General features: G+C 72.3%; 17 protein-coding genes and 3 pseudogenes. 7 read left to right on the forward strand and 13 right to left on the reverse strand.

What is annotated here, in order from left to right; all coding sequences use genetic code 11:
* Positions 1 to 24 precede the first annotated feature (24 nt).
* The 4 genes from ACFXI4_RS14175 to ACFXI4_RS14190 form a co-directional block, all read right to left on the reverse strand.
* Positions 25 to 2,877 (reverse strand): FAD-binding and (Fe-S)-binding domain-containing protein, encoded by a 2,853-nt coding sequence (locus ACFXI4_RS14175; RefSeq protein ID WP_384990271.1) that lies wholly within the window; start codon positions 2,875 to 2,877, stop codon positions 25 to 27.
* Positions 2,878 to 2,918: 41 nt separating this feature from the next.
* The gene (locus ACFXI4_RS14180) at positions 2,919 to 4,136 is read right to left on the reverse strand and encodes an anhydro-N-acetylmuramic acid kinase (protein ID WP_384990272.1); all 1,218 of its coding nucleotides are present in this window, start codon (positions 4,134 to 4,136) and stop codon (positions 2,919 to 2,921) included.
* Positions 4,137 to 4,269: 133 nt separating this feature from the next.
* Positions 4,270 to 5,835 carry a sodium:solute symporter gene (locus ACFXI4_RS14185; protein ID WP_384990273.1) on the reverse strand — a complete coding sequence of 522 codons (1,566 nt, stop codon included), beginning with the start codon at positions 5,833 to 5,835 and terminating at the stop codon, positions 4,270 to 4,272.
* Positions 5,836 to 5,843: 8 nt separating this feature from the next.
* Positions 5,844 to 6,848, reverse strand: coding sequence for an N-acetylglucosamine kinase (locus ACFXI4_RS14190; RefSeq protein ID WP_384990274.1), 1,005 nt, complete (start codon positions 6,846 to 6,848; stop codon positions 5,844 to 5,846).
* Between the two features lie 214 nt (positions 6,849 to 7,062).
* On the opposite strand from ACFXI4_RS14190, the gene ACFXI4_RS14195 reads away from it, so the two are divergent.
* Both ACFXI4_RS14195 and murQ read left to right on the forward strand, forming a co-directional pair.
* Positions 7,063 to 8,007: a MurR/RpiR family transcriptional regulator gene (locus tag ACFXI4_RS14195; protein ID WP_384990276.1), complete on the forward strand. Its 945-nt coding sequence runs from the start codon at positions 7,063 to 7,065 to the stop codon at positions 8,005 to 8,007.
* Between the two features lie 66 nt (positions 8,008 to 8,073).
* Complete coding sequence (murQ, locus tag ACFXI4_RS14200; RefSeq protein ID WP_384990278.1) at positions 8,074 to 8,982, forward strand: N-acetylmuramic acid 6-phosphate etherase; 909 nt, start codon at positions 8,074 to 8,076, stop codon at positions 8,980 to 8,982.
* 106 nt (positions 8,983 to 9,088) lie between these two features.
* Here the strand turns inward: murQ and ACFXI4_RS14205 are convergent, their stop codons facing one another.
* The 3 genes and pseudogenes from ACFXI4_RS14205 to ACFXI4_RS14215 form a co-directional block, all read right to left on the reverse strand.
* Entirely contained in the window at positions 9,089 to 9,490 is a 402-nt protein-coding gene (locus tag ACFXI4_RS14205; protein ID WP_384990334.1) for a hypothetical protein, read from the reverse strand.
* A 1-nt stretch (position 9,491) separates the two neighbouring features.
* Positions 9,492 to 9,735, reverse strand: a pseudogene (locus tag ACFXI4_RS14210) (cellulose binding domain-containing protein); the annotation flags it as partial.
* A 49-nt stretch (positions 9,736 to 9,784) separates the two neighbouring features.
* Positions 9,785 to 10,051, reverse strand: a pseudogene (locus ACFXI4_RS14215) (family 20 glycosylhydrolase); the annotation flags it as partial.
* Between the two features lie 15 nt (positions 10,052 to 10,066).
* Here ACFXI4_RS14215 and ACFXI4_RS14220 point away from each other — a divergent pair.
* Positions 10,067 to 10,362, forward strand: a pseudogene (locus ACFXI4_RS14220) (GntR family transcriptional regulator); the annotation flags it as partial.
* Positions 10,363 to 10,520: 158 nt separating this feature from the next.
* Here ACFXI4_RS14220 and ACFXI4_RS14225 read toward each other — a convergent pair.
* Positions 10,521 to 12,326: a RecQ family ATP-dependent DNA helicase gene (locus ACFXI4_RS14225; protein ID WP_384990280.1), complete on the reverse strand. Its 1,806-nt coding sequence runs from the start codon at positions 12,324 to 12,326 to the stop codon at positions 10,521 to 10,523.
* Between the two features lie 204 nt (positions 12,327 to 12,530).
* Between ACFXI4_RS14225 and ACFXI4_RS14230 the strand changes: the two genes are divergently transcribed.
* Both ACFXI4_RS14230 and ACFXI4_RS14235 read left to right on the forward strand, forming a co-directional pair.
* Positions 12,531 to 12,908: a hypothetical protein gene (locus ACFXI4_RS14230; protein ID WP_384990281.1), complete on the forward strand. Its 378-nt coding sequence runs from the start codon at positions 12,531 to 12,533 to the stop codon at positions 12,906 to 12,908.
* Between the two features lie 130 nt (positions 12,909 to 13,038).
* Positions 13,039 to 14,106 carry a MerR family transcriptional regulator gene (locus ACFXI4_RS14235; protein WP_384990282.1) on the forward strand — a complete coding sequence of 356 codons (1,068 nt, stop codon included), beginning with the start codon at positions 13,039 to 13,041 and terminating at the stop codon, positions 14,104 to 14,106.
* 145 nt (positions 14,107 to 14,251) lie between these two features.
* Here the strand turns inward: ACFXI4_RS14235 and ACFXI4_RS14240 are convergent, their stop codons facing one another.
* A complete protein-coding gene (locus ACFXI4_RS14240) occupies positions 14,252 to 14,998 on the reverse strand; it encodes a phosphotransferase (protein WP_384990283.1) in 747 nt (248 codons plus the stop codon).
* A 626-nt stretch (positions 14,999 to 15,624) separates the two neighbouring features.
* Here ACFXI4_RS14240 and ACFXI4_RS14245 point away from each other — a divergent pair.
* The gene (locus ACFXI4_RS14245; protein ID WP_384990285.1) at positions 15,625 to 16,503 is read left to right on the forward strand and encodes a CAP domain-containing protein; all 879 of its coding nucleotides are present in this window, start codon (positions 15,625 to 15,627) and stop codon (positions 16,501 to 16,503) included.
* Between the two features lie 114 nt (positions 16,504 to 16,617).
* On the opposite strand, the gene ACFXI4_RS14250 is transcribed toward ACFXI4_RS14245, so the two are convergent.
* Together ACFXI4_RS14250 and ACFXI4_RS14255 are read right to left on the reverse strand one after the other, a co-directional pair.
* The gene (locus ACFXI4_RS14250; protein ID WP_384990286.1) at positions 16,618 to 16,902 is read right to left on the reverse strand and encodes a hypothetical protein; all 285 of its coding nucleotides are present in this window, start codon (positions 16,900 to 16,902) and stop codon (positions 16,618 to 16,620) included.
* The gene (locus tag ACFXI4_RS14255) at positions 16,902 to 17,201 is read right to left on the reverse strand and encodes a hypothetical protein (RefSeq protein ID WP_384990288.1); all 300 of its coding nucleotides are present in this window, start codon (positions 17,199 to 17,201) and stop codon (positions 16,902 to 16,904) included. The genes ACFXI4_RS14250 and ACFXI4_RS14255 overlap by 1 nt, the downstream gene beginning before the upstream one ends.
* A 25-nt stretch (positions 17,202 to 17,226) precedes the next feature.
* On the opposite strand from ACFXI4_RS14255, the gene ACFXI4_RS14260 reads away from it, so the two are divergent.
* Complete coding sequence (locus ACFXI4_RS14260) at positions 17,227 to 17,907, forward strand: MarR family winged helix-turn-helix transcriptional regulator (RefSeq protein ID WP_384990290.1); 681 nt, start codon at positions 17,227 to 17,229, stop codon at positions 17,905 to 17,907.
* On the opposite strand, the gene ACFXI4_RS14265 is transcribed toward ACFXI4_RS14260, so the two are convergent.
* Positions 17,825 to 19,792, reverse strand: coding sequence for an acetoacetate--CoA ligase (locus ACFXI4_RS14265; protein ID WP_384990292.1), 1,968 nt, complete (start codon positions 19,790 to 19,792; stop codon positions 17,825 to 17,827). The two genes, ACFXI4_RS14260 and ACFXI4_RS14265, sit on opposite strands and share 83 nt — an antisense overlap.
* Positions 19,789 to 21,375 carry a bifunctional 3-(3-hydroxy-phenyl)propionate/3-hydroxycinnamic acid hydroxylase gene (locus ACFXI4_RS14270; protein ID WP_384990294.1) on the reverse strand — a complete coding sequence of 529 codons (1,587 nt, stop codon included), beginning with the start codon at positions 21,373 to 21,375 and terminating at the stop codon, positions 19,789 to 19,791. The genes ACFXI4_RS14265 and ACFXI4_RS14270 overlap by 4 nt, the downstream gene beginning before the upstream one ends.
* Position 21,376: the final 1 nt, after the last annotated feature.

Below are 21,376 nucleotides of genomic sequence, written 5' to 3' on the forward strand. Positions count from 1 at the left end.
GCGCGGTGCCCGGGCAGGACCGCCTCAGGCGGTCGCCTCGTCCAGCAGTTCGAGCACATGCCGGTAGGGGTGACCGGTGGCGCGGGTCATCCCCATCTCGCAGGTGCGGTTGCAGGAGGCGTACCCGTCGTACGTGCCGGCCTTTATCTCGGCGGCCTGGGCGGCGGTGGCCCTCGCGGTGATCTCCGGGTGCAGCAGGCCGCGGTCCCCGGCGAAGGCGCAGCAGCCCCAGTTGTCGGGCACGGTGACGTCGTCGCTGACGGCAGCGGCCACGGAACGCAGGGCGCCGTCGATGCCCAGGTGGACGGTGGAGCAGGTGGGGTGCAGGGCGAGGCTGCTCATACGGCGGGGCTCGGGCAGGGCGGGCAGCAGGTGCTCGGCGGCGAAGACGACGCTGTCGACGAAGCGCAGGGCGGCGAATCGGACCCGGTCGGGCTCCGGGAGGCTGTCCGGCAGCTGTTCCAGGCCGTGCGTACAGGAGGAGGCGTCGCACACCACCGGCAGCCGGCCGTGGTCGCTGGCCTGCCACAGCGCCTCCAGCGTGCGGGCCGCCATGGTGCGGTGCCCGTCGGTGTAGCCCTTGGACTGCCAGGGCGTGCCGCAGCACAGCCCGGCCAGTTCGCCTGGCACGGTGACCTGGACGCCGGCGCGTTCACACAGGCGCAGGAACGCGGCGGACACACCGCCGGCGGTGCCCTCGGGGGCGAAGACGCTGCCGATGCAGGCGGCGAAGAACACCGCCTGCGGCTCGGCAGGCCGCCGGGGCGCGGGGCGGGCCGGACCGCCACGCGGGATGTCGTCGGCCCACGCGGGCACCAGCTCCCCCGTGCCGAGCCGGCGTACCGCGCCGGTGGCGGCGCGCAGGGCGGGAGCGGGCAGCACGTGCGCGGTGTTGAGCGCCGCCCGTACGCCCTTGACCGCGGTTCCCCAGTGCCGGGCCGTCGCGTTCCCGGCGCGCTGCGCGGTGGCGCTGTGCCGGTCGGCGCGCAGTCGCTTCATGACGGCGCCGGTGTCGATCGTGACCGGGCAGGCGGTGACGCACAGGCTGTCGGCGGCACAGCTGTCGACGGCCGCGTAGGTGTAGTCGGCTTCCAGTGCCCGGCGGCGTTCGTCGTCACCGGCGGCGGTGGCCAGGGCGATCTCGCGCTGCAGGGCGATGCGCTGCCGGGGTGTCGTGGTGGCGTCGGCGGTGGGGCAGACGGGCTCGCAGTAGCCGCATTCCACGCATGCGTCGACGGCGGGGTCGACCTCGGGGACGCTCTTGAGGCTGTGCAGGTGTGCGGCCGGGTCGTCCGCCAGGAGCACGCCCGGGCTGAGTACGCCGTGCGGGTCGCACAGCTGCTTCAACTCCCGCATGACGTCGTACAGTTCGTCGCCGTACTGGCGGCGGACGAAGGGGGCCATGGCCCGGCCGGTGCCGTGCTCGGCCTTGAGCGTTCCGCCCGCGTCCAGGACGAGGTCGACCATGGCGTCGGTGAACCGGGCGTAGCGCTCGGTCTCCTGGACGGAGTCGAAGTCCTGGGTCAGCATGAAGTGCAGGTTGCCGTCGCGGGCGTGGCCGAAGATCACCGCGTCCTGGTAGCCGTGCCGGTCGAAGAGACCGATGAGACCCTCGCAGGTACGGGTCAGGCGTTCCATCGGTACCGCGATGTCCTCCAGCAGCGCGGTCGTGCCGGGACGGCGGGCCCCGGCGACAGCCGTGTAGAGGCCCTTGCGCAGATGCCAGAGCCGGGCCCGGACGCGCGGGTCGCGCACCAGCGAGGTACCGGTGACCGCGGGCAGGCGGTCCAGGACCGGTCGGGCCGCGGCGACCCGTGCCGCCAGCGCCTCGGCGTTGTCCTCGGCGAACTCGACCAGGAGGGCGGCGTGCCGCTCGACACGCAGCCCGCGCACCTCGTCCACCGGGTCGGGTGCCTGCTGCGCCACGCGCAGCGAGGCGGCGTCGAGGAGTTCGGCGGTCCGGGCGCCTACGGCCAGCAGTGCGGGCAGCGCGTCGGTGGCCTCGGCGAGGCCGGGCAGCACCAGCAGCCCGGTCGCGGTGTGCGGCAGGAGCGGGACGGTGCGGAAGACGGCCTCGCCGACGAAGCCGAGGGTGCCCTCGCTGCCGATCATCAGATGGGCGAGCATGTCGGCCGGATCGCTGTGGTCCAGGAAGGAGTTGAGGCCGTAGCCCATGGTGTTCTTCATCGCGAACAGCCGCTCGACGGTGGCCCGTGAGGCGGCGGAGTCGCGGATCCGGTCGCGCAGCCGGAGCAGCCCGGCGTGGAGTTCCGGTTCGCGGGCGCGCAGCGCCTGGTCCGCGTCCGGGGCCGCGGTGTCGACCACGGTGCCGGAGGGCAGGACGAACTGGATCGACTCCATCGTCCGGTAGGCGTTGTCCTGGGTGCCGCAGTTCATGCCGCTGGAGTTGTTGGCGACCAGGCCCCCGATCGTGCAGGCGGACTCGCTCGCCGGGTCGGGGCCGAGCCGGCGCCCGTACCGGGTCAGCCGCGCATTCGCCTGACGCACCGTCAGTCCTGGTTGCAGCCGGATCCGCAGCCCGTCGTCGAGGACCGTCGCGGAGCGCCAGTGGCTGCGGACGTCCACGAGGATGCCGTCGCCACCCGCCTGCCCCGCCAGGCTGGTGCCGCCCGAGCGCAGCGTCAGCGGCAGTCCTGCCCTGCGGGCCCCCGCCATCAGGGCGCCGACCTCGGCGGCGGACGCGGCGCGCACGACTGCCTGCGGTGTGAACAGGTACGGCGACGCGTCGTGGGCCGCGGCGACCCGGCGCGGTACCTCGGTGCTCACGCGGGCCGGGTCGCTGACGCACGCGGCCAGGAGTTCGGCCAGGTCCGCGGACCTGTCGGCGGCAGGGGGTGTGACGGCGGTGGGGCTCATGGGTCCTGGTCCTCGCTCCTGCGGTGTCAGCGGGTGCGGTGTCAGCGGGCGGGCGGGGTGGAGGCCGCGGAGACTGCGGCACAGGCGGCGGATCCGGTGATCCGCATCAGGCGCGGCGGCCGCGACACCGGTTCGGGCAGACGCAACGGTGCCAGGCCCGGGGTGACACTGCCGAGCAGCGTGGCCCGGCGCGCCCCGGTGCCCGACGGCAGTGCGCCCGGCAGGCCGTGGAGCGTGAGGAAGCCCAGTACCGCGAAGGCCAGCGCCTCCTTGGCGTCGGACGGCAGGCCCAGTTCGTCGCTGGCGCGCAGGGTGACGCCGGGAAGTTCTTCGGCGATCATGCGCATCAGCACGGGGTTGCGGGCGCCGCCGCCGGAGACGACGAGTTCGGTCACTCCGTGGGCACGGCAGGCGTCGGCCACGGTGACGGCGGTGAGCCGGGTCAGGGTGGCCAGTACGTCGTCGGGATCGGGTGTGGGTACGGTCTCCAGCGCCCGCAGGAGATACGGCAGGTGGAAGTGCTCCTTGCCGGTGCTCTTCGGGGCGGGCCTGCGGTAGTAGGGGTCGTCCAGCAGGGCACGCAGGAGCTCCGGCCCGGTCCGGCCGGCGGCGGCCCTGCGACCGTCCTCGTCGTAGTCGGCCGCCCCGTCGGTGAAGTGCCGTACCGCCGCGTCCAGCAGGGCGTTGGCGGGGCCGGTGTCGAAGGCGAGCGGCTCGGCGCCCGGCGCGAGGACGGTGACGTTGGCGATGCCGCCGAGGTTGAGCGCGGCCGGCGTACCGGGGAGGCCGCGCAGCAGCAGGGTGTCGGTCATGCCGACCAGCGGAGCTCCCTGGCCGCCCGCGGCGACGTCCCTGCTGCGCAGGTCGGAGACGACCGGCAGGCCGGTGGACTCGGCGATCCAGGCGGGCTGGCCGAGCTGGAGCGTGCCGCGGACGCTGCCGTCCTCGACCCAGTGGTACATGGTCTGGCCGTGCGAGACGACGAGGTCGGCGGTGCCGTCGCAGAGTTCGCGCAGGGCGCGGCCGGCGGCGGCCGCGAACGCCTGGCCGACAGCGGTGTCCAGCGCGCAGACGGACCGCATGGTCGTGGTGGCCGGCGGCAGCGTGGCCGCGATCAGGGCCCGCAGGTCGTCCGGGTAGGGGGCGGAGAGGTGTCCGAGAGGTCGCAGCAGCAGGGTGTCGCCGTCCAGGGTGAGGTCCGCGGCGGCGGCCTCGATGGCGTCGTACGAGGTGCCCGACATCAGGCCGATCACACGCACGGTGCCTCCCGGTGGGCAGTCCGCCGCGCGGGCGGGGTCGGCTGCTGCGGCATGGATTCTCCCTGGGAAGGTCGGAACGGGGCGGGTGCGGGGCCGCGGTGACGGCCCCGCACCGGGTGGGGTGGACGAGCCGTCACTCCTGGCCGGCGGCGACCGCGAGCCGCTCGGGGCCCGACTCGCCGTCGGCGGCGGGGAGTTCGGCCGGCTCGGGGGCGCGGTGGAACAAGCTCATCACGCCACCGACGACGAGCGTGATCACCACGCCGATCGGTACCAGCCACTGGGCGGCGATCGCGGTCGGCAGGGTGGCACCGGCCACGGTCACGTCGATCTTCACACCGCGCACGATGTAGGTCATGACGCCGATCGTCACCAGGAAGGCCACGACGGAGTCGATCTCGTTGGCCCGCCGGACGAGTCTGCCGAGCAGGAACGCTCCGAGCAGGGCGCCGTAGGTGTAGCCCGCGATGGTCAGGCCGGTGAGATAGACGTTGCCGGTGCTGGTGCTGAAGGCGCAGGCGAAGATCGCCATCAGGACCGCCCACACCAGGGTCATCACCCGGGCGAGCTTCAGCAGCGACTCCTCGGAGGGCGTGGTGCGGAAGAAGCTGTGGATGATGTCGGCGACCGTCGAGTTGGACATGGAGTTCAGCGCCGAGGACAGCGAGCCCATCGCGGCGCCGAGGATGCCGGCCACGAGCAGGCCCGAGATCACCACGGGCAGGCCGTGCAGGATGAAGTTCGGGTAGAGGTTGTCCGAACTGGCCAGGCCCAGCGCCTTGAAGTCCTTGCCGTTGTTGTACGACCACAGCAGGGCGCCGACCAGGGAGAAGGCGGCGAACTGGAGGGTGACGAAGACACCGGAGGCGATCATGGCCTTCTGGCCGTCGCGCAGCGAGCGGGTGGCCAGGACGCGCTGGACGATCAGCTGGTCGGAACCGTGGCTGGCCATCGCGAAGATCGCACCGCCGATGATCGCCGTCGGCAGGGCGAAGGGGCTGGTGAGGACGTGCGCGAGGTCGAAGTTGGTGTCGAAGAGCTTGAAGTGGCCCGAGTGCAGGGCGCTGGAGAAGCCGTCGCCGCCCACGTGGCCGGAGAGCACCGCGATGGCGAGGATCGCACCGCCCAGGTACAGGGCCATCTGGATGGCGTCGGTCCAGATGACCGCCTTGATACCGCCGAGGTAGGTGTAGATCACGGTGATCACCGTGAGCACGATGATGATGACGCGGTAACCGGCGTGCACACCGAACTCGTCGAGCAGCAGCTTGATCGGGATCGCGGAGGCGAAGAGCCGGACGCCCTCGGCGAGGAGGCGGGTGAAGACGAACGTCACCGAGGCCAGGCCCTGCAGTCTGAGCCCGAATCTGCTGCCCAGGTACTGGTAGGCGCTGACGAAGCCGCCCCGCTTGTACAGGGGTATCAGCACGGTGGCCACGACGACGCGTCCGATCACGTAGCCGAGCGCCAGTTCGACGTTGCCGAAGCCCTGTCCGCTGTACGCCCCGCCGGGCACGCTGATGACGGTGAGCACGCTGGTCTCGGTGGCCACCACGGAGAACGAGACGGTCCACCACGGCATGTGGCCTTCACCGACGAAGTAGTCCTTCGCGGTCTTCTGACGACCGGCCAGGCGCAGTCCGATCCAGGCGATCGCCACCAAGTAGACGACGATCACCACGAGGTCGAGTTGGCGCACGCTCACTCCTAAACATCGGCCGGCGGAGTCACCGGCGCGGAGGGGACAGGGGGGTGGGTCGTCGTCCGCCGTACGCGGGCGACGTGGGGTTCGTGCGGCGCGGACGCGTCCAGTGCCAGCAGGCGTGCGCCGTCCAGCGGGTCCCCGAGCGGGGGCCTCATTTCCAGGGGGCGCGCAGAACCGGCGAGCGCCGACCGGAGCGGACCGAGGAGCGGTTCGCCGAGGCCGGTGAGTCCACCGGTGATCGTGACGGGGAGGACGTCGTCGCCGCCGACCCGGTGAGCGGCGGCGAGCACGGCCTCGCCGAGTGCCGTGGCGGCGCCCCGGATGACGGCCGAGGCCACCGCGTCACCCGCGGCGGCGGCGCGGGCCACGTCCGGGGCGAAGGCCGCGGCGGTACGTGCGGGGTTTCCGTCCCGTCCGAGGGCCGAGGGCAGCCGGTCGGGGTCACCGAAGCGTGCCTCGGCGGCGGCCAGCAGCGCGGTGTCCGGCCCGCGGCCGTCGTGGGCGCGCAGTGCCGCGCGCAGTCCGGCGGCGCCGATCCAGGCGCCGCTGCCCTCGTCGCCGAGCCAGGGACCCCAGCCGTCCACGCGGGCGTACGAGCCGTCCACGCCGATACCGACGGCGACGGAGCCGGTGCCGATCGCCAGCACCACACCGGTACGCCCGCCGAGGGCGCCGGCGTGAGCGGTGACGGCGTCGCTCGTGACGGCCACTTCGTCGGCGGACAGATCCTCGAGGAGCAGACCGGCCAGGTCCCGGGCGGCCTCCGGAGCGGCGGCCGCTCCCGCGGCGCCGACGCAGACCGACGCCGGCCGGAGCCGCGGCCGCCCCTTCAGAAGCGGAAGAACGGCGGCACACACGGCGGCACGGGCCAGTTCCACCCCGTGGTCGGCGGCGAGCCCGGGAGCCCCGGGCACCTCGTGGACGTCCGGGGCGGAACCGGTGCCGTCGTCCCACAGCGCGGCACGGCAGCCGGTCTTGCCCAGGTCCACCGCCACTGCTGCTGTCATCAGGCACACCTTCGTGTCGTCACGGATCCGTCGCGTCGAACGGTCACGGGCCAGCCGGGGGCTGGATGACCGGCGCGGATCGCGGTGCAGCGAGTATCGGAAGGTCGACATCCGTATGTCAATAAGTAACTTCAAGCAATTGAGGACGTAAATTTTTGACGCACCGCGTACGCCCTGGTTACTGTGGCGCCACCCACTCAGGAGGGAATGGCCCATGGCCCGCCAGGAACCCGTCAGAACCGCCCAGCCCGCAGAGGACAGCTCGCCTGCCGCGACCCTGGCGCGGATCCGCGCGGCCCTGCCCTCCCTGGCGCCGTCGGAGCGGCGGGTGGCGGAAGCCGTCCTGGCCGACCCCGCGCAGGCGTCGGAGCTCTCCATCAGCGCCCTCGGCAAGCAGGCCGAGACCTCGGTGGCCACGGTGATGCGCTTCTGCCGTGCCATAGGCATCGGCAACTACCCCCAGCTGCGTCTGGCGCTGGCGGCGGCCGCCGCCCATGAGCACGCCGTGGGCGGTGAGCGCCCGGCACCCGGCACCGACATCAGCGCCACCGACACCCTGGGCGACATCGTCGGAAAGATCATCTACAACGAGGTGCGCGCGCTGGAGGACTCCGGAGCGGAACTGGACATCGAGGTGCTCGGCCGCGCGGTGGACGCCGTGGCGGGAGCACGTCGTATCGACATCTTCGGCGTGGGTGCCAGCGCGTTCGTCGGCCAGGACCTCCACCAGAAGCTGCACCGCATCGGCCATATCGCGTTCATCTGGACCGACCGGCACGCGGCCCTCACCGCGGCCGCCCTCCTCGGGCCGGGCGACGTCGCCGTCGCCATCTCCCACTCCGGGGAGACCGAGGACACCGTCGAGCCCCTACAGGCCGCCGCCGAACGCGGCGCCACCACGATCGCCCTCACCAACGTCCCGCGTTCCACCCTCGCGGCGAACGCGGACCTCGTGCTGACGACCTGTGCCCGGGAGACCCCCTTCCGTTCCGGGGCGACCGTCAGCCGCATCGCCCAGCTCGCGGTCATCGACTGCCTGTTCGTGGGCGTCGCCCAGCGTTCCTTCGACGCCACGACCGTGGCCCTCAAGGAGACCTACGGCGCCGTCCAGCGCCGTAGGCGCCGGCAGCCGCCGCGCCAGACACCGTCCGGCGACTGACCACCGCCCTCCCCCACCCAGCACCAGCACCAGCTTGAGCACCACCCCTGAAAGGACGACCGCGCCGTGGACCTCAGCACACTCGGCACACTCGGTACCGAGACCCGCAACGAGCGCACCGCCGATCTGGACCGCATGCCGGTCACCGAACTGCTCTCCGTCATGAACGCCGAGGACCAGACCGTCGCCCTCGCGGTGCGTGACGCGCTCCAGGAGATCGGCACCGCCGTCGAGGCGATCACCGAATCCCTGCGACGGGGCGGGCGTCTGATCTACATAGGCGCCGGGACCAGCGGCCGGATCGGCCTGCTGGACGCCGTCGAATGCCCGCCCACCTTCGGTACCTCCCCCGACCAGGTGGTGGGCCTGCTCTCGGGCGGCCCCGGCGCCTTCATCGTGGCGGTCGAGGGAGCCGAGGACGAGCCCGCGAGGGCGGTCACCGACCTCGACGAGATCGGTGTGAACGACCGGGACACCGTCGTCGGGCTCGCCGCGAGCGGGCGCACCCCGTACGTCGTCGGCGGCCTGCGGCACGCGGCCGCCAACGGCGCCGTGACGGTGTCGGTCGCCTGCAATCGCGATGCCGTGATCAGCCGGTACGCCGACATCCCGATCGAGGTCCCCACGGGGCCCGAGATCCTCACGGGGTCGACCCGCCTCAAGGGCGGCACCGCCGAGAAGATGGTCTGCAACATGCTCTCGACCGCGTCGATGGTCCGCCTGGGCAAGGTCTACGGGAACCTCATGGTCGATGTGAAGGCCAGCAACGACAAGCTCGTCGACCGCGCCCGCCGGATGGTCGTCCAGGCCACCGGCGCCGACCCCGACAGCGCCGCGGATGCCCTGCGAGCGGCGGACGGTCACGCCAAGACCGCCATCGTCATGCTCCTCGCCCGCACCACGGCCGAGGAGGCCGCCCGGCGCCTCGACGCGGCCCAGGGAGACACGCGGACGGCCATCGGCCTCGCCGGCTGAGGTGCGCGGAGCAAAGGCAGGCTTCAGGCGGTCGGGGTCCTGGGCTGGATTTGCGTAGCCCGCGGCGGATCCTGCTTCAGGGGTGCCGTGCCGACTGGCTCCGCAGTCATCCCCCGGGCTGCTCACCGGCTCGGGTCACCGCGTCACCCAGAATGGTCTTCACCGCGAAGACCGGGTTGAGTGGCTCCACGAGTTCCCTGGTGGCGACGGCCACGAGGCGTGCCGGTGCCTCACCGGCCGGCAGCGCGCCCACGTACTCGATGCCCTCGGCCGGCGAGAACCCGGGGACCCTCTGACGCAGTGTCCGCACAGCGTGCAGGCGTCCGCGGGCAGCGGCGATTCCGTACAGCGCATCGTGCAGATCGTCCATCGCGGTGCGCACCGGCAGCCCACGTATCCGGGCTCGATAGTCGGCCTCCCACTCTCCGGTCACCGCGGCGACGACGCCTGTCTGGTGCAGTCCCCCGTCGACGCGGTCGACCAGGTACGGGCCATTGCCGATGAGCATGGTCGGCGGTGGCGGTGGGATTGGACAGGGTGCCGAAGGTTCCCGTGATGTTGGCGCAGCCCTTGACCGCCCAGGAGCAGGCGAAGCGGTAAGTCGCGCTGCTGGAGTCGGACTTGAAGTAGTAGGGGTTCACCGGTGGCGTTCGCCGTACCGGTCAGGGCGGCGAGACCGGCGGTGCAGGTGGCCAAGGCGACGACCGCGGCAGCGGCGGCGCGCCAACTGCGCGTGGTGGTACGGGGTTTCATGGCGTTCCTCTCGGATCGGCGTGGCTGTCGGAGGGTGCGGCGGGGCGGCTCAGGGGCGACTGGTGACCTGGAGGGCGTCCAGGCGTGCGGTGTGCGCCCGCAGGCGGGCGGCGAAGTCGGTCCAGGGGGTGGGTCCGCTCCAGCCGTTGTCGGCCAAAGCGCACAGCCGGGGATAGGTGAGGTATTCGATGCGGTCCGGGGTGGTGACGTACTCCGTCCACAGTTGTGCCTGGATGCCGAGGATGCGTGCGGCGGCCTGCGGGGGCAGGCCGCCGGGCGTGGGGTCGTAGCCGTGGACGTCCTGGAGTGCCACGACTGCTCGGATGTGGCACCCGCACTCACCGCGGGCGAGTTGGAGTCCGGCGACCTGTACGAGCACCTGCGCGAGCGGCACGGGGTCCAGGTGAGCAAGGCCGTGCAGACGATCGAACCGACCGTCGTGAGTCAGGCCGAGTCCAGGCTCCTGGAGGTGCCCCACCTCTCCCCCGCGCTGCTGTTCGAGCGCCTGACCACGACACCGACGACCGCCCCGTGGAGTACGTCCACTCCATCTGCCGGGGCGACCGCTACCGCCTCGTCTCCCGCCTCTCCCTTGACTCACCCCCCGTCCCCGGTGCAGTACACCCGGAGGCCTCGCACCGGGCATGGCGCCCGACACGTCCGCGCCGTGGTAGCCGCAGCCCACCATCGCTGACGGCCGCGCCGTCGTGCCGCGACGCGACGCCGTCCTGTCGATTCGAGGTCCGTGAGGAGGCCCTCGGCGCAAACCCCGCCCAGGTCGGGCGTCAGCGCGGCGAGTCGGGCAATGTGTCGAGCAACTGCTTCTCCGTCACCACAGCCAGCGACAGGGTGCGGTAGCCGACCGACTCGAACAGGATGGTGATCTTGCCGTCGCCCTCGCTCATGACCTCGCCCTGGCCCCACCGGTCGTGGCGCACGCGGACGCCCGGCAGGTAGGCGTGGTCGTCCGCAGCGGGCCGTACGACCGTCTCCGCCACCCGGACGGCACTCGCGGAGGCGCCCGTGCGCGTACCGGCGCGGCTCCACCGGCGCTGCCCCGCGGCAGCCTTGTTCGGCCGTCCGGCATCCCCAAACCGCTCGCGCCCCGGCCCGCCGGCGGGATCGGCCGCCTGCCCTGTGCAGTTGCCGCACGCCCCGCACGGGACCGGGACGGACTCACCGAAGTATCCGAGGAGGAACCGCCGTCGGCAGTCGGTCGTCTCGCAGTAGCCGCGCATCATGTCGACCCGGGACTGCTCGAGTTTGCGGTGCGTGGCGTGGACGGCGAGGGCGCTCCGCACAGCGGCGTCGACGTCGTCCTCCGCGCAGGCGCCGCCGGCTTCGGCCGTACCGGTGAAGCGGCTGCCCTCTCGTCCGGTCCGGACGACACCGGCCTCCTCCAGCAGGTTCAGCACGGCGGACAGTGCCGTCGCGCCGAGTTCGCAGTCGGCCCGGAGCCGGGTCGCGCTTACTGCGCCCTCCTCGCCCCGCAGGCGCTCGGCGACGCGGCGCAGCGCGTCGGCGTCGGGAGCGCCCGCGGCGAAGAAGCGTTGCAGGCCGAGATCCTGCGGGCGGTAGGCCAGAATCGCCCTGGCCGGTGCCCCGTCGCGGCCGGCCCGGCCGATCTCCTGGTAGTAGGCGTCGAGCGAGCCGGGGACGGACGCGTGCAGCACGAACCGTACGTTCGCCTTGTCGATGCCCATCCCGAACGCCGAGGTCGCGACGACCACGTCGAGGTCACCTGAGGCGAACCGGTCCTGGGTCCGGCCGCGTTCGGCGGCGGACCGGCCCGCATGGTAGCTCGCGGCCGAGAGTCCGAGGTCGTTCAGCTGCTCGGCATAGCCGTCCGCGGCCTTCCGCGTCCCGGCGTACACGATTCCCGGTTTCTCCTCGACGGCCGCCCGCTCCACGACGAACCGGTCCTTGGCTGCCGCGTCCTGAAAGGGCGACACGTCAAGGTGGATGTTGGGACGGTCGAAGCCGGCCACTATCTCCACCGGGTCGTTCATGCCGAGCCGTTCGGCGATGTCCCGGCGTACCGGGGCCGCCGCGTTCGCGGTCAGGGCGAGCACCGGCGGGTTGCCGAGCCGCTCGCGCGCGTGGCGCAGCCGCAGGTAGTCCGGCCGGAAGTCGTGCCCCCAGGACGAGACGCAGTGCGCCTCGTCCACGACCAGCAGCCGGGGCCGGACGGCAGCGAGCCGGTCGGTGACGTCCGCCTTGGCGAGTTGCTCGGGGGCGAGGAAGACCACGTCGACCGATGAGGCGCTGATCCGGGCCCACGCCGTCTCGTTGTCGCTTCGGCGCTGAGCGGAGTTGATGGCGGCGGCGCGCAGCGCGCCGGATCCGAGGAGGCTTTGCATCTGGTCCCGCTGAAGCGCGATCAGCGGCGAGACGACCACGACCGGACCGCCGAGCAGGACCGCGGGCACCTGGTACACGGCGGACTTGCCCGCGCCGGTCGGCATGACGGCGAGTACGTCACGCCCCTTCATCACGGCCTTCATCGCGCTGAGCTGGGCCGGACGCAGCTGCTGCCAGCCGAAGACCCGACGGGCGGTGCCGCGAAGACGACGGGACGTGAGTGCGAACATGGTTCTCCTTGAAGGGTGGGCGTCCAACCGCCTTGTCGTGACTGGCGGCTACCCCGCTTCGCCGGGTTATCGCCTCACGTGATGACGAAGAGCGGGCGGCCGGAGAGTGAGGGCGCTTGGTCTCGATCAGTCGCCGGTCGCTGACGGACTAGAGGTGAGCACCCGCCCACACCATCCCTCGACGGCAGCCGGAATACTGGCCCCATGAGTAGATTCGCCCAGGTCATCGTCATCGCCAAGGACGCGCACGAGGTCATGGAGCCGCTGACTCGGCCCGATGAGGGTCGGGAGTGGCATCAGTGCTTCGAGTCGATCGGCGGAAGGTGGTTCGATGCCTGGGCCGTGGAGTTCACCCGGCTGAACTGGCACGGGCTGCTCGCCCATCTGGAGTCGCTGTCGTGGCCCGACCCGTATTCGGTGCAGGTGCTCGTCCAGGACGAGGAGGACGACTGCTTCGGTCTGTGGATGCTCTACGAGGGGCGGCTCGTGGAGTTGCCACTGCCTCACACCGACCGCCACCTCGTCCCAGGGCACACGGTCACCGGCGTCTTCACCCGGACCGACCGGCCTCGCCACGCGTAGCCGCCGGCCCTTGCGGCGCACCCCACCGCCGTCCGGCAGCACCGGTCTTCCGTGGCCGCGAGATCCGCTGCCCGGCCGGGTTGACCCTCGACCTTGTACAGGGCCCAGAGTGCGGGACGTGGAGAACGACATGCGCAGTATTGGCGAGCTGGCCCGCGACAGCGGCCTGGGCGTGAGCGCTCTGCGGTTCTACGACCGTGCCGGTGTGCTGGTCCCGGCGTGGGTGGATCCGGTGAGCGGGTATCGCTGGTACGAAGCCGAGCAGCTCGAGGAGGCACGGCTGCTGGCCCGTTTGCGCCGGGCCGGAATGCCGCTGCCGGACATCAGGCTGGTGCTTGCCGGCTGGTCCGGCGCGGACACCGATCTGGTCCGAAATCTGCTCAGGGCGCACCTGTGCCGCCTCGAAGACGGACTGTCCGACGCCCGCAGGGAGTTCTCCGCACTCCGAGCACTACTCGATCACCGGGAGAACGCCATGGCTTCACTCCGCACCGCCACCGTCCAGCTGTCCGGCGCCGCACCCGAGCTGGCGGCCGCGCTGGACTCGGTCCGTTTCGCGGTGAGCACTGACCCTGAACTGCCGATGCTCGGCGGGGTCCTGTTCGACATCGAGGGCGGGAGCCTGCACGTCGTGGCCACCGACCGGTACCGCATGGCTGTCGCGCGGGCCCGTACCGCCGGGCACGACGGGAGCCGGGTGCAGTCCATCGTGCCCGCCTCGCTCGTCGACGCGATGCGGGCGCTGTTGGACGGTGAGGGACCCGTACGGCTGTCCGTCGACGGCGGCCGAGTGACGCTGGAGGCGGGCGACAGGCAGGCGGCGGGTCACTGCCTCGACCACGACTTCCCCGACTACCGTCGTCTTCTCCCGCGGGACGCCGGGCGCCGTGGCGTCGTCGAGGTGGCGGCCTTCCGGCAGGCCCTGGAGACCGGTCCGGTCCGGTGCGGAGAGGACGGAGCCTGCGACCTCAGCGTGCTCCGGGTGGAGGACGGCGGCACCGTGACCCTGTGCGCGGACGGTGACGGGGATCCGAACCGTGTCGCCGTCAACCGCCGGTTCCTGCTGGACGCGTTGGTCGCCGGGGCCCGGGACCGGCTGGTTCTCGAGTTCGGCACCCCCACGGCACCCATCGCGATCCGCCGGCCTGACGACGAGACCACCTTCTCGATCCTGATGCCGGTCCGCCTGGAGGACTGACGGTCCGCTCGCCCCGATCCGGTCCGCCCGTTTCGTCGGACGCGGCCGGCCCGGGGCGCCGGGCGAGCCCACCGGCCTGTGGCACCGCCGGCCCCTGACACGGGGACCCGACCGACGGGACGACGCCGGCCGGACCCGCGCAGCCTCACATCCGGGACTTGAGCACGTCGACCTCGCAGCCCGGCGCGAAGGGGTCGAAGCCGTGCTCGGTCAGCCAGCGGACCACCAGCAGGCTTCGCAACGACCACCACCCGCGGATCACATCGAGGTCGACGTCGGTTCCGTAGCCGGCGATGACGTCGTCGAGGTGCTCCTCGTGTCCGAGCGTGAAGGTGGCCAGGTCGTACAGGGCGTCGCCCTCGCCCGCCTCGGACCAGTCGATGATGCCCGTGACCTCGTCGCCGTCGGCGAAGACGTGGGCGATCTGCAGGTCGCCGTGGGTGAACGCCGCAGTCCACGGCCGGAGCGCGGCCTCGGCCACCTGGCGGTTGCGGGTGACCAGGTCGGCGGGCAGCACGCCGGTCGTCACGAGCGCGTCGCACTCGTCGTCGAGTTCCGCCGTCAGCGCGACGACGCTCCGCCCGGCCCGGACCGGCAGGGGCGGCAGCGGTGCGTCGTGCAGCTTCCGGATGGCGGCGCCCGCGGCGGCCCACGCCGCCGGTGACCCGGTCGAGGGCCCGCCGAGGCTCCCCAGCGTCTTTCCCGGGAGCGCGGCGAGCGCGAGCACGGGCGGCTTGCGCCACAGGACCTCGGGGGTCGGGACCGGTGCGAGGGACATCGCCTCGACCTCGACGTCGATACGCGCCTGATCGGCGTCCACCTTCAAGAACACGTCGCCGACGCGCAGAGTCGCGCGCTCGGAATGTGCGACGACGACTTCGACCTCGTCCATGGGCGCCCAGTATCCCGGGGACGATCGCCGACGTCGCCGGATTTATCGCGTGCGATCACGCGGCCGCCCGCGCCCCGCTGCTGCCAATGCCTTTCCACCGGCACACGCCGGATGGCTCTTGCCGATCCCGGCCGGCCCTGTGAGAAGTACCGGATCACCTTCTACCAGCGATCAGCCCAGTTCGTGGGCACTGTGCTGCTGAAGCGCGGATCCCGGGACGGCTCGCGGCCCCGGCTCCGCGGCCGGTGGCGGGTACGGAGAGAAGTATTTCGTGACATCCGTCACAGCCGACCGCGATCTAGCCGTGCCGGATAGTAGAAACCTCTCTGCCGACATATGGGATTTGTCCGTCTTGGCACGCGAATGCGTCGCGCCTGACCCCGTGGCTTCGCGCCTGCGAATCGCCTCCATCTGTTGTGCACGCGCGCAGGGGTTCTGACGGGCCGACAGAATCTCGCGGATCCCCTGTAAGCCGGGCCCGGGTGGCCCACTCCCACGACAAGGGCCGGGAGATCCTACGAAGCGGCCTAGTAGCGAGGCCCTTTGCGCCCTCTGTAAAGGCGTCCTAAGAATGACGATCCGCAGGACGCAGCAGGACGCCGCCGCAGCTCAGGAGCGGGTTACACATGGGTAAACATCGCAAGAACACGCATTACCGGCGGATAGTCATCGCTGCCGTCGCCGTGGGCACCGTGGGCATTCCGTCCGCCGCCGTGGCGTGCACCGACTGGCCCGGCGGCGGTGGACACCGGTCCGTCGCCGCCGCGAACAGCGCGGCGGACCGCGCGTGGAACGAGAAGGGCTGGTGGAACGACGCGACCTGGGGCCGCCCCTGGAACGCCGGCCCGGCCGGCGAGCCCTCCTCGGCCGTGCCGGCCGCCACGAAGGCTCCGACCGCCTCCGCGAGTGCCACCAGGACCCCTCACACGCCGGCGGGCGCCGGGAAGACCACCGCGCCGAAGCGGAAGGCCGCCGCGCCGAAGCGGAAGCCCCCGGCGCCTTCGCACACCGCACGGACCACCGCTCCCAAGCCCCGCGTCACCGCCTCGCCCAGCACCCGGAAGCCCACCACGGCCCCGTCCACGGCCCCCAGTCCCTCGAGCACTCCGAAGCCCACCGCCACGGCGTCCGGGGCCGTCGCCCGCGTCGTGGAACTCGTCAACGCCGAGCGCGGCAAGGTCGGTTGTTCGGCCCTGACCCTGAACACGACGCTGTCCAAGGTCGCGCAGGCGCACAGTGAGGACATGGCGCGTCACCAGAACATGTCGCACACCGGGTCCGACGGCTCCGCCCCTGGAGACCGGATCACCAGTGCCGGGTACACCTGGAGCGCCTACGGCGAGAACGTGGCCTACGGCTACGCCTCTCCCGAGCAGGTCATGGCGGGCTGGATGGCGAGCCCCGGCCACAAGGCCAACATCCTCAACTGCGCGTTCAAGGAGATCGGCGTCGGTCTGGCACAGCCCGGCAGCTACTGGACCCAGGACTTCGCCACGGCCCGCTGAGCGCGGGGACCGTCTTCTCCGGGCTGGTCAGAGCGCGGGGCCGAGACGGAACCGGTCGGCCCTGTCCCTGATCGTCCGGGCGACCGGCCGGCGGCCCCGGTGGGTGCCGGCCGGTCAGGCTCCGGCGAGACGGGGGAAGTGGCCCTTCGCACTGCCGTGGTTGATCGCGTCCAGCTGCCCCGGAGCGAAATCCTCGTAGCCGTCCAGCACGGCGTCGAGCAAGGAGCCGGACTCCTCGGGCACGAAGGGGAAGTCCGGCAAGGGGCTGGGCATGGCCTCCAGCATGGGTATCGGCGGCGCGTCGGGGTGGACGAAGACCACGGCGGCGCGGGCGTCGAGCTCCGCCCGGAGCGGCTGGTACGCCGTGTCGCCGAGCTGGCGCTCTCGGACGTTGGACATCAGGACCACACCGTCGGCGTGCAGTTCGTCCAGCGCGTACGCCGCCTCTCCGCCGCGTACTCGATGACGCCACGGACGACCGCGCGGGCCTGCGTGTCGTCGCCGTAGTGGGTGCCGGGTGAGCTGATCGAGAGTATGCCGGTGGCGATCGAGCGGCGGTCCGTCGCCGCGATCGCACGCGCCGCGTCCCAGGCGGGCGTGGGCCGACCGCCGGCCGTCACGCCGTTCCGGTCCGTCGTCTCCCGGTAGGCGGGCGGGACGAGGTGCTGGTGGACGTCGATCCGGTACGGAGCGGACATTTTCGCCCGCTTCCCGATATTTAGCTTGCCAAGTTTTGTATGGCTGCTCCCGCGGAGCGGTGACATCGACGCCGAGCAGATCGCGCGGGCGGCGGATGCGCTCTTCGTCGCCATGCGACGGGCCCGCAGCGCGGGGACCGAGCGGCACGGCGGGCTCTCGCCGGCCCAGGTGGCGCTGTCCGAACCGCTGGCCGCGGCGACCGACCTGCCCGTCGGCCGCCTTGCCGGCCAGGCGGACGTCAGCGTTCCCACCGCGACCCGCATGCTCCAGCAGCTGGAGTCCAAGGGCACGGTGCGGCGCCGACGGTCCCCGGTGGACGAACGCCGGGGCCTGGTCAGTCTCACCGACGAGGGAGCGGAACTGCTCGCCTCGCTCCGGACCCGACTGCGCGAGCGCCAGACCCGGGCGTACGAAGCATTCGGCCCGGTCGAGCGCACGGCTCGTCGACCTGATGGGCCGTCTCACGGAGCTCGTCTCCGGCTCCGACTGAGGTCATGGGACGCCACCGTGCGCGGCGGCAGGCGGGGCGCGGTCAAGCCCTTCCCGATCACGCCGGAAGTCGCGGGTGCGGAGACGGTCGCGGACCCTGCGCCGGGGCGGCCGGGGATGGGGTGCGACATCGTCATGCCGGCCTGCCCCGGCGTTCCGCTCCCACGCGGGCGTAGTGGCCGATCAGCTCGGGGTCGTCGACGGCGGCGGGGTTGACGACCTCCTCGACGGGCGCCCCCTGCAGGAGGCGCTTGACAGGGACTTCGAGCTTCTTCCCCGTGCGGGTGTGCGGGATTCCGGGTACCTCCAGGATCTCGTCGGGGACGTGCCGGGGCGAGGCGCCGGCGCGGATCGCGTCCTTGATCTTCTGACGGAGGGTGTCGTCCAGGGCCACCCCGGCCGCGGGGATCACGAACAGCGGCATCCAGTAGCCGCCGTCGGGTTCCTCCACGCCGATGACCAGCGCCTCGGTGATCTCGGGGAGGCGTTCGACGACGTCGTGGATGTCGGCGCTGCCCAGGCGCACGCCGTTGCGGTTCAGGGTGCTGTCGGAGCGGCCGTGGACGATCACCGAGCCGTGACCGGTGAGCGTGATCCAGTCGCCGTGTCGCCAGACGCCCGGGTAGGAGGAGAAGTAGGCGTCGCGGTAGCGGGTGCCCCCGGGGTCGTTCCAGAAGTACAGGGGCATCGAGGGCATGGGTCGGGTGACGACCAGTTCGCCGACCTGACCGGTGACCGGGGCGCCCTGGGTGTCGTACGCGGCCAGCGCCACGCCCAGGTGGGGGGCGGACAACTCCCCCGCCCAGACGGGCGTGTTGGGCGCGCTGCCGGCGAAGCCGGAGACCACGTCCGTGCCGCCGCTGATGGAGGCGAGCAGGGCGTGGCCGCCGACGTGGTCTCGGACCCAGGAATAGGCGGACGCCGGCAGGGCGGAGCCGGTGCAGCCGACCACGCGGACCGCCGACAGGTCGTGCACGGACGGGTCGATGCCGAACTTGGCCATGCCCAGCAGGTACTGGGGGCTGGTGCCGAACACCGTCACCCGGTGCCGCGCGGCCAGCTCCCACAGCACGTCCGGCTTGGCGGAGGGCGCCGGGCTCCCGTCGTAGGTACAGGCCGTGGCGCCGGTCAGCAGGGTGGAGGCGACCAGGTTCCACATCATCCAGTGGGTGGTGGTGTACCAGAGCAGGCGGTCGCCGGGGCCGAGGTCGGAGTGGAGCGCGAGGGTCTTCAGGTGTTCCAGCAGGACGCCTCCGTGCCCGTGCACGATGCCCTTGGGCAGGCCGGTGGTGCCGGAGGAGAACACGACCCACAGCGGGTGGCCGAACGGCACCGGCACGAAGGCGGGTTCCTCGGTGCGGGTGGAGGCGTCCTCCCAGGGAATGATCGGCGAAGGGGAGTTCCCCGGAGGCCACGGCAGACCCACGTGGTCCACCAGCAGCGTCGCCTTCAACGTCGGCAGTGCGCGGGCGAGTTCCAGGGCGGCAGCGCGGCGGTCGTGCGTGGTGCCGTTGAACGGGTAGCCGTCCGCGGCGATGAGCACGGTGGGTTCGAGCTGGGCGAACCGGTCGGCGGCGGCGTTCGGCGCGTAGTCCTGCCCGCACACCGACCACACCGCGCCGAGACTCGCCGCGGCGAGGAACGCGACGATCGTGTGGGGGGTGTTGGGCAGGTAGCCGACCACCCGGTCGCCCTGGCCCACCCCCAGGTCACGCAGGGTCGCGGCCACCGAGGCGACCTGGGCGCGCAGCCGCTTCCCGGTCACCTCGTAGCCGGTGCCGGTCTCGTCCAGGGCCAGGATCGCCACGCCGTCGTCCGGCACCTGGCGCAGGGCGTGGTGGGCGTAGTTCAGGGTGGAGCCCGGGAACCAGCGCGCTCCCGGCATCTTCTCCTCGGCCAGCACCTGCTCGTACGGTGTCTCCGCGTCGATGTCGAAGTACTCCCAGACCGCGCCCCAGAAACCGTCCAGGTCGGTGACCGACCAGCGGTGCAGGGCGGCGTAGTCGGTGCCGTCCAGCCCGGCGTGACGGGCGAAGTCCATGATGCGACTGCCGGCGACTGCCTGCGGATCCGGCGTCGTGAAAGGGTCCGGCCTGGTCATTGTGCGGTGCTCCTCAGCAGGCTTTTCTCGACGGTCCGTTGGAGGGGGTGGGGGCCGCGCGTGGTGTGCAGCAGGGACGCCCAGGCCGCGGTGTCCGTGAAGTCGCGGCCCCCGGCCGGGACGACATCCATGACCACGCGGTCGGGGCGCAGCAGTACGGCGTCCGCCCGGCCGGCGTTCAGCCAGGCGGCGACGGCACCGCCGTCGTGCAGGTCGGTCGCGGCGACGGCTCCGGCACCGAGCCCGTGGGCGAGCGCGGTCAGCGAGGGCCAGGCTTCGGTGGCGGTCAGGACGGTGAACGTGTCGCCGAGCACGTCGTCCAGACGAGTGCGTCGTCCGTCGGCGCTCACCCAGGGTTGCGGGCAGTGTGTGCCGACGAGCCCCCGGCGGGTTCGGCGCCGTACCAGGGGGCCGGCGGTCAGGGGCGGGCTGAGGTCGCGGCCGGCCGCCGCGGTCAGGCCGGGTACGCGGCACGCGGCGGCCAGGAGGTTGCGGCGCAGCGCGGCGGCGCCGTCCTGGCCGCCGGTCATGGCCCAGCCCATGGCAACCGCGAGCCTGATCACGTGCCGTGCGTGCGGTTTACGCTCGCTCGCGTACGTGCCCAACAGTCCTTCGTCCGCTCCCTGCCGCAGGACGCGGGCCAGCTTCCAGCTGAGGTTGTAGGCGTCTCGCAGGCCCGAGCACAGCCCCTGTCCGACGAAGGGCGGGGTGAGATGGGCAGCGTCACCGAGGAGGAAGACCCGTCCGGCGTGCCACCGGTCGGCGACCCTGGCCCGGAAGGTGTACTGCGTCTTGCGGACCACCTCGAAGTCACCGTCGTACGACGGAGACACCCACGGAGCGACCAGTTCCCGGACCGGCCTGTCCCCGTCCCGCAGCCGGAACTCCCAGCGGTAACGGTCCTCACCGACGCGCATGAAGGTGGCCGGCCAGTCCGGGTCGCAGACCTGGTCGACCCCCTCCCAGCAGCGGACGTCGGCCCCCGTCCGGACGTCGACGACCGTCCAGCGCTCCTCGAAGCGCAGGTCCTCCCAGACGGCGCCGATGGCCTCGCGGGTGAGGCTGTTGGCGCCGTCGCAGCCTAGGACAGCCTCCGCCCACAGGTGGTGCTCGCCGCTGTCGTCGCGGTAGGTCACGCGCACGCGGCCCTCGGGGTCGGGGACGACGGCGGTGACCTCGGCACCGCCCCGCAGTTCGCACTCCGGGCGCCGCGCCAGGGTGTCGCGCAGCAGGCGCTCCAGCTCGGGCTGGTCGAACATGCTGGTCTGCGGGTAGCCGTGACGGCCGTGCCGGGTGCGGCGGAACTCGGCCATCACCCGGTGCCGGGCGTCCAGCAGCCGCAGTCCCTCGGCGGGACGGGAGATGGCGGCGAACTCCCTTTCCACGCCCGCGGCCTGGAGAATCCGGCACACCTCGTCGTCGGCGGCGACGGCGCGCGGGAGGGGGTACACGTCCCGGTGACGCTCCAGGACGAGGCTGCGGACTCCGCGCCGGGCGAGGAGGAGGGCGGCGGTCACGCCCACCGGCCCGGCACCGATGATCACGACGGGTGGTGGGCCTGCCGCGTTGTGCTCGGCGGTCATG

The organism is Streptomyces sp. NPDC059224 (genome assembly GCF_042754285.1).
Classification (GTDB): domain Bacteria; phylum Actinomycetota; class Actinomycetes; order Streptomycetales; family Streptomycetaceae; genus Streptomyces.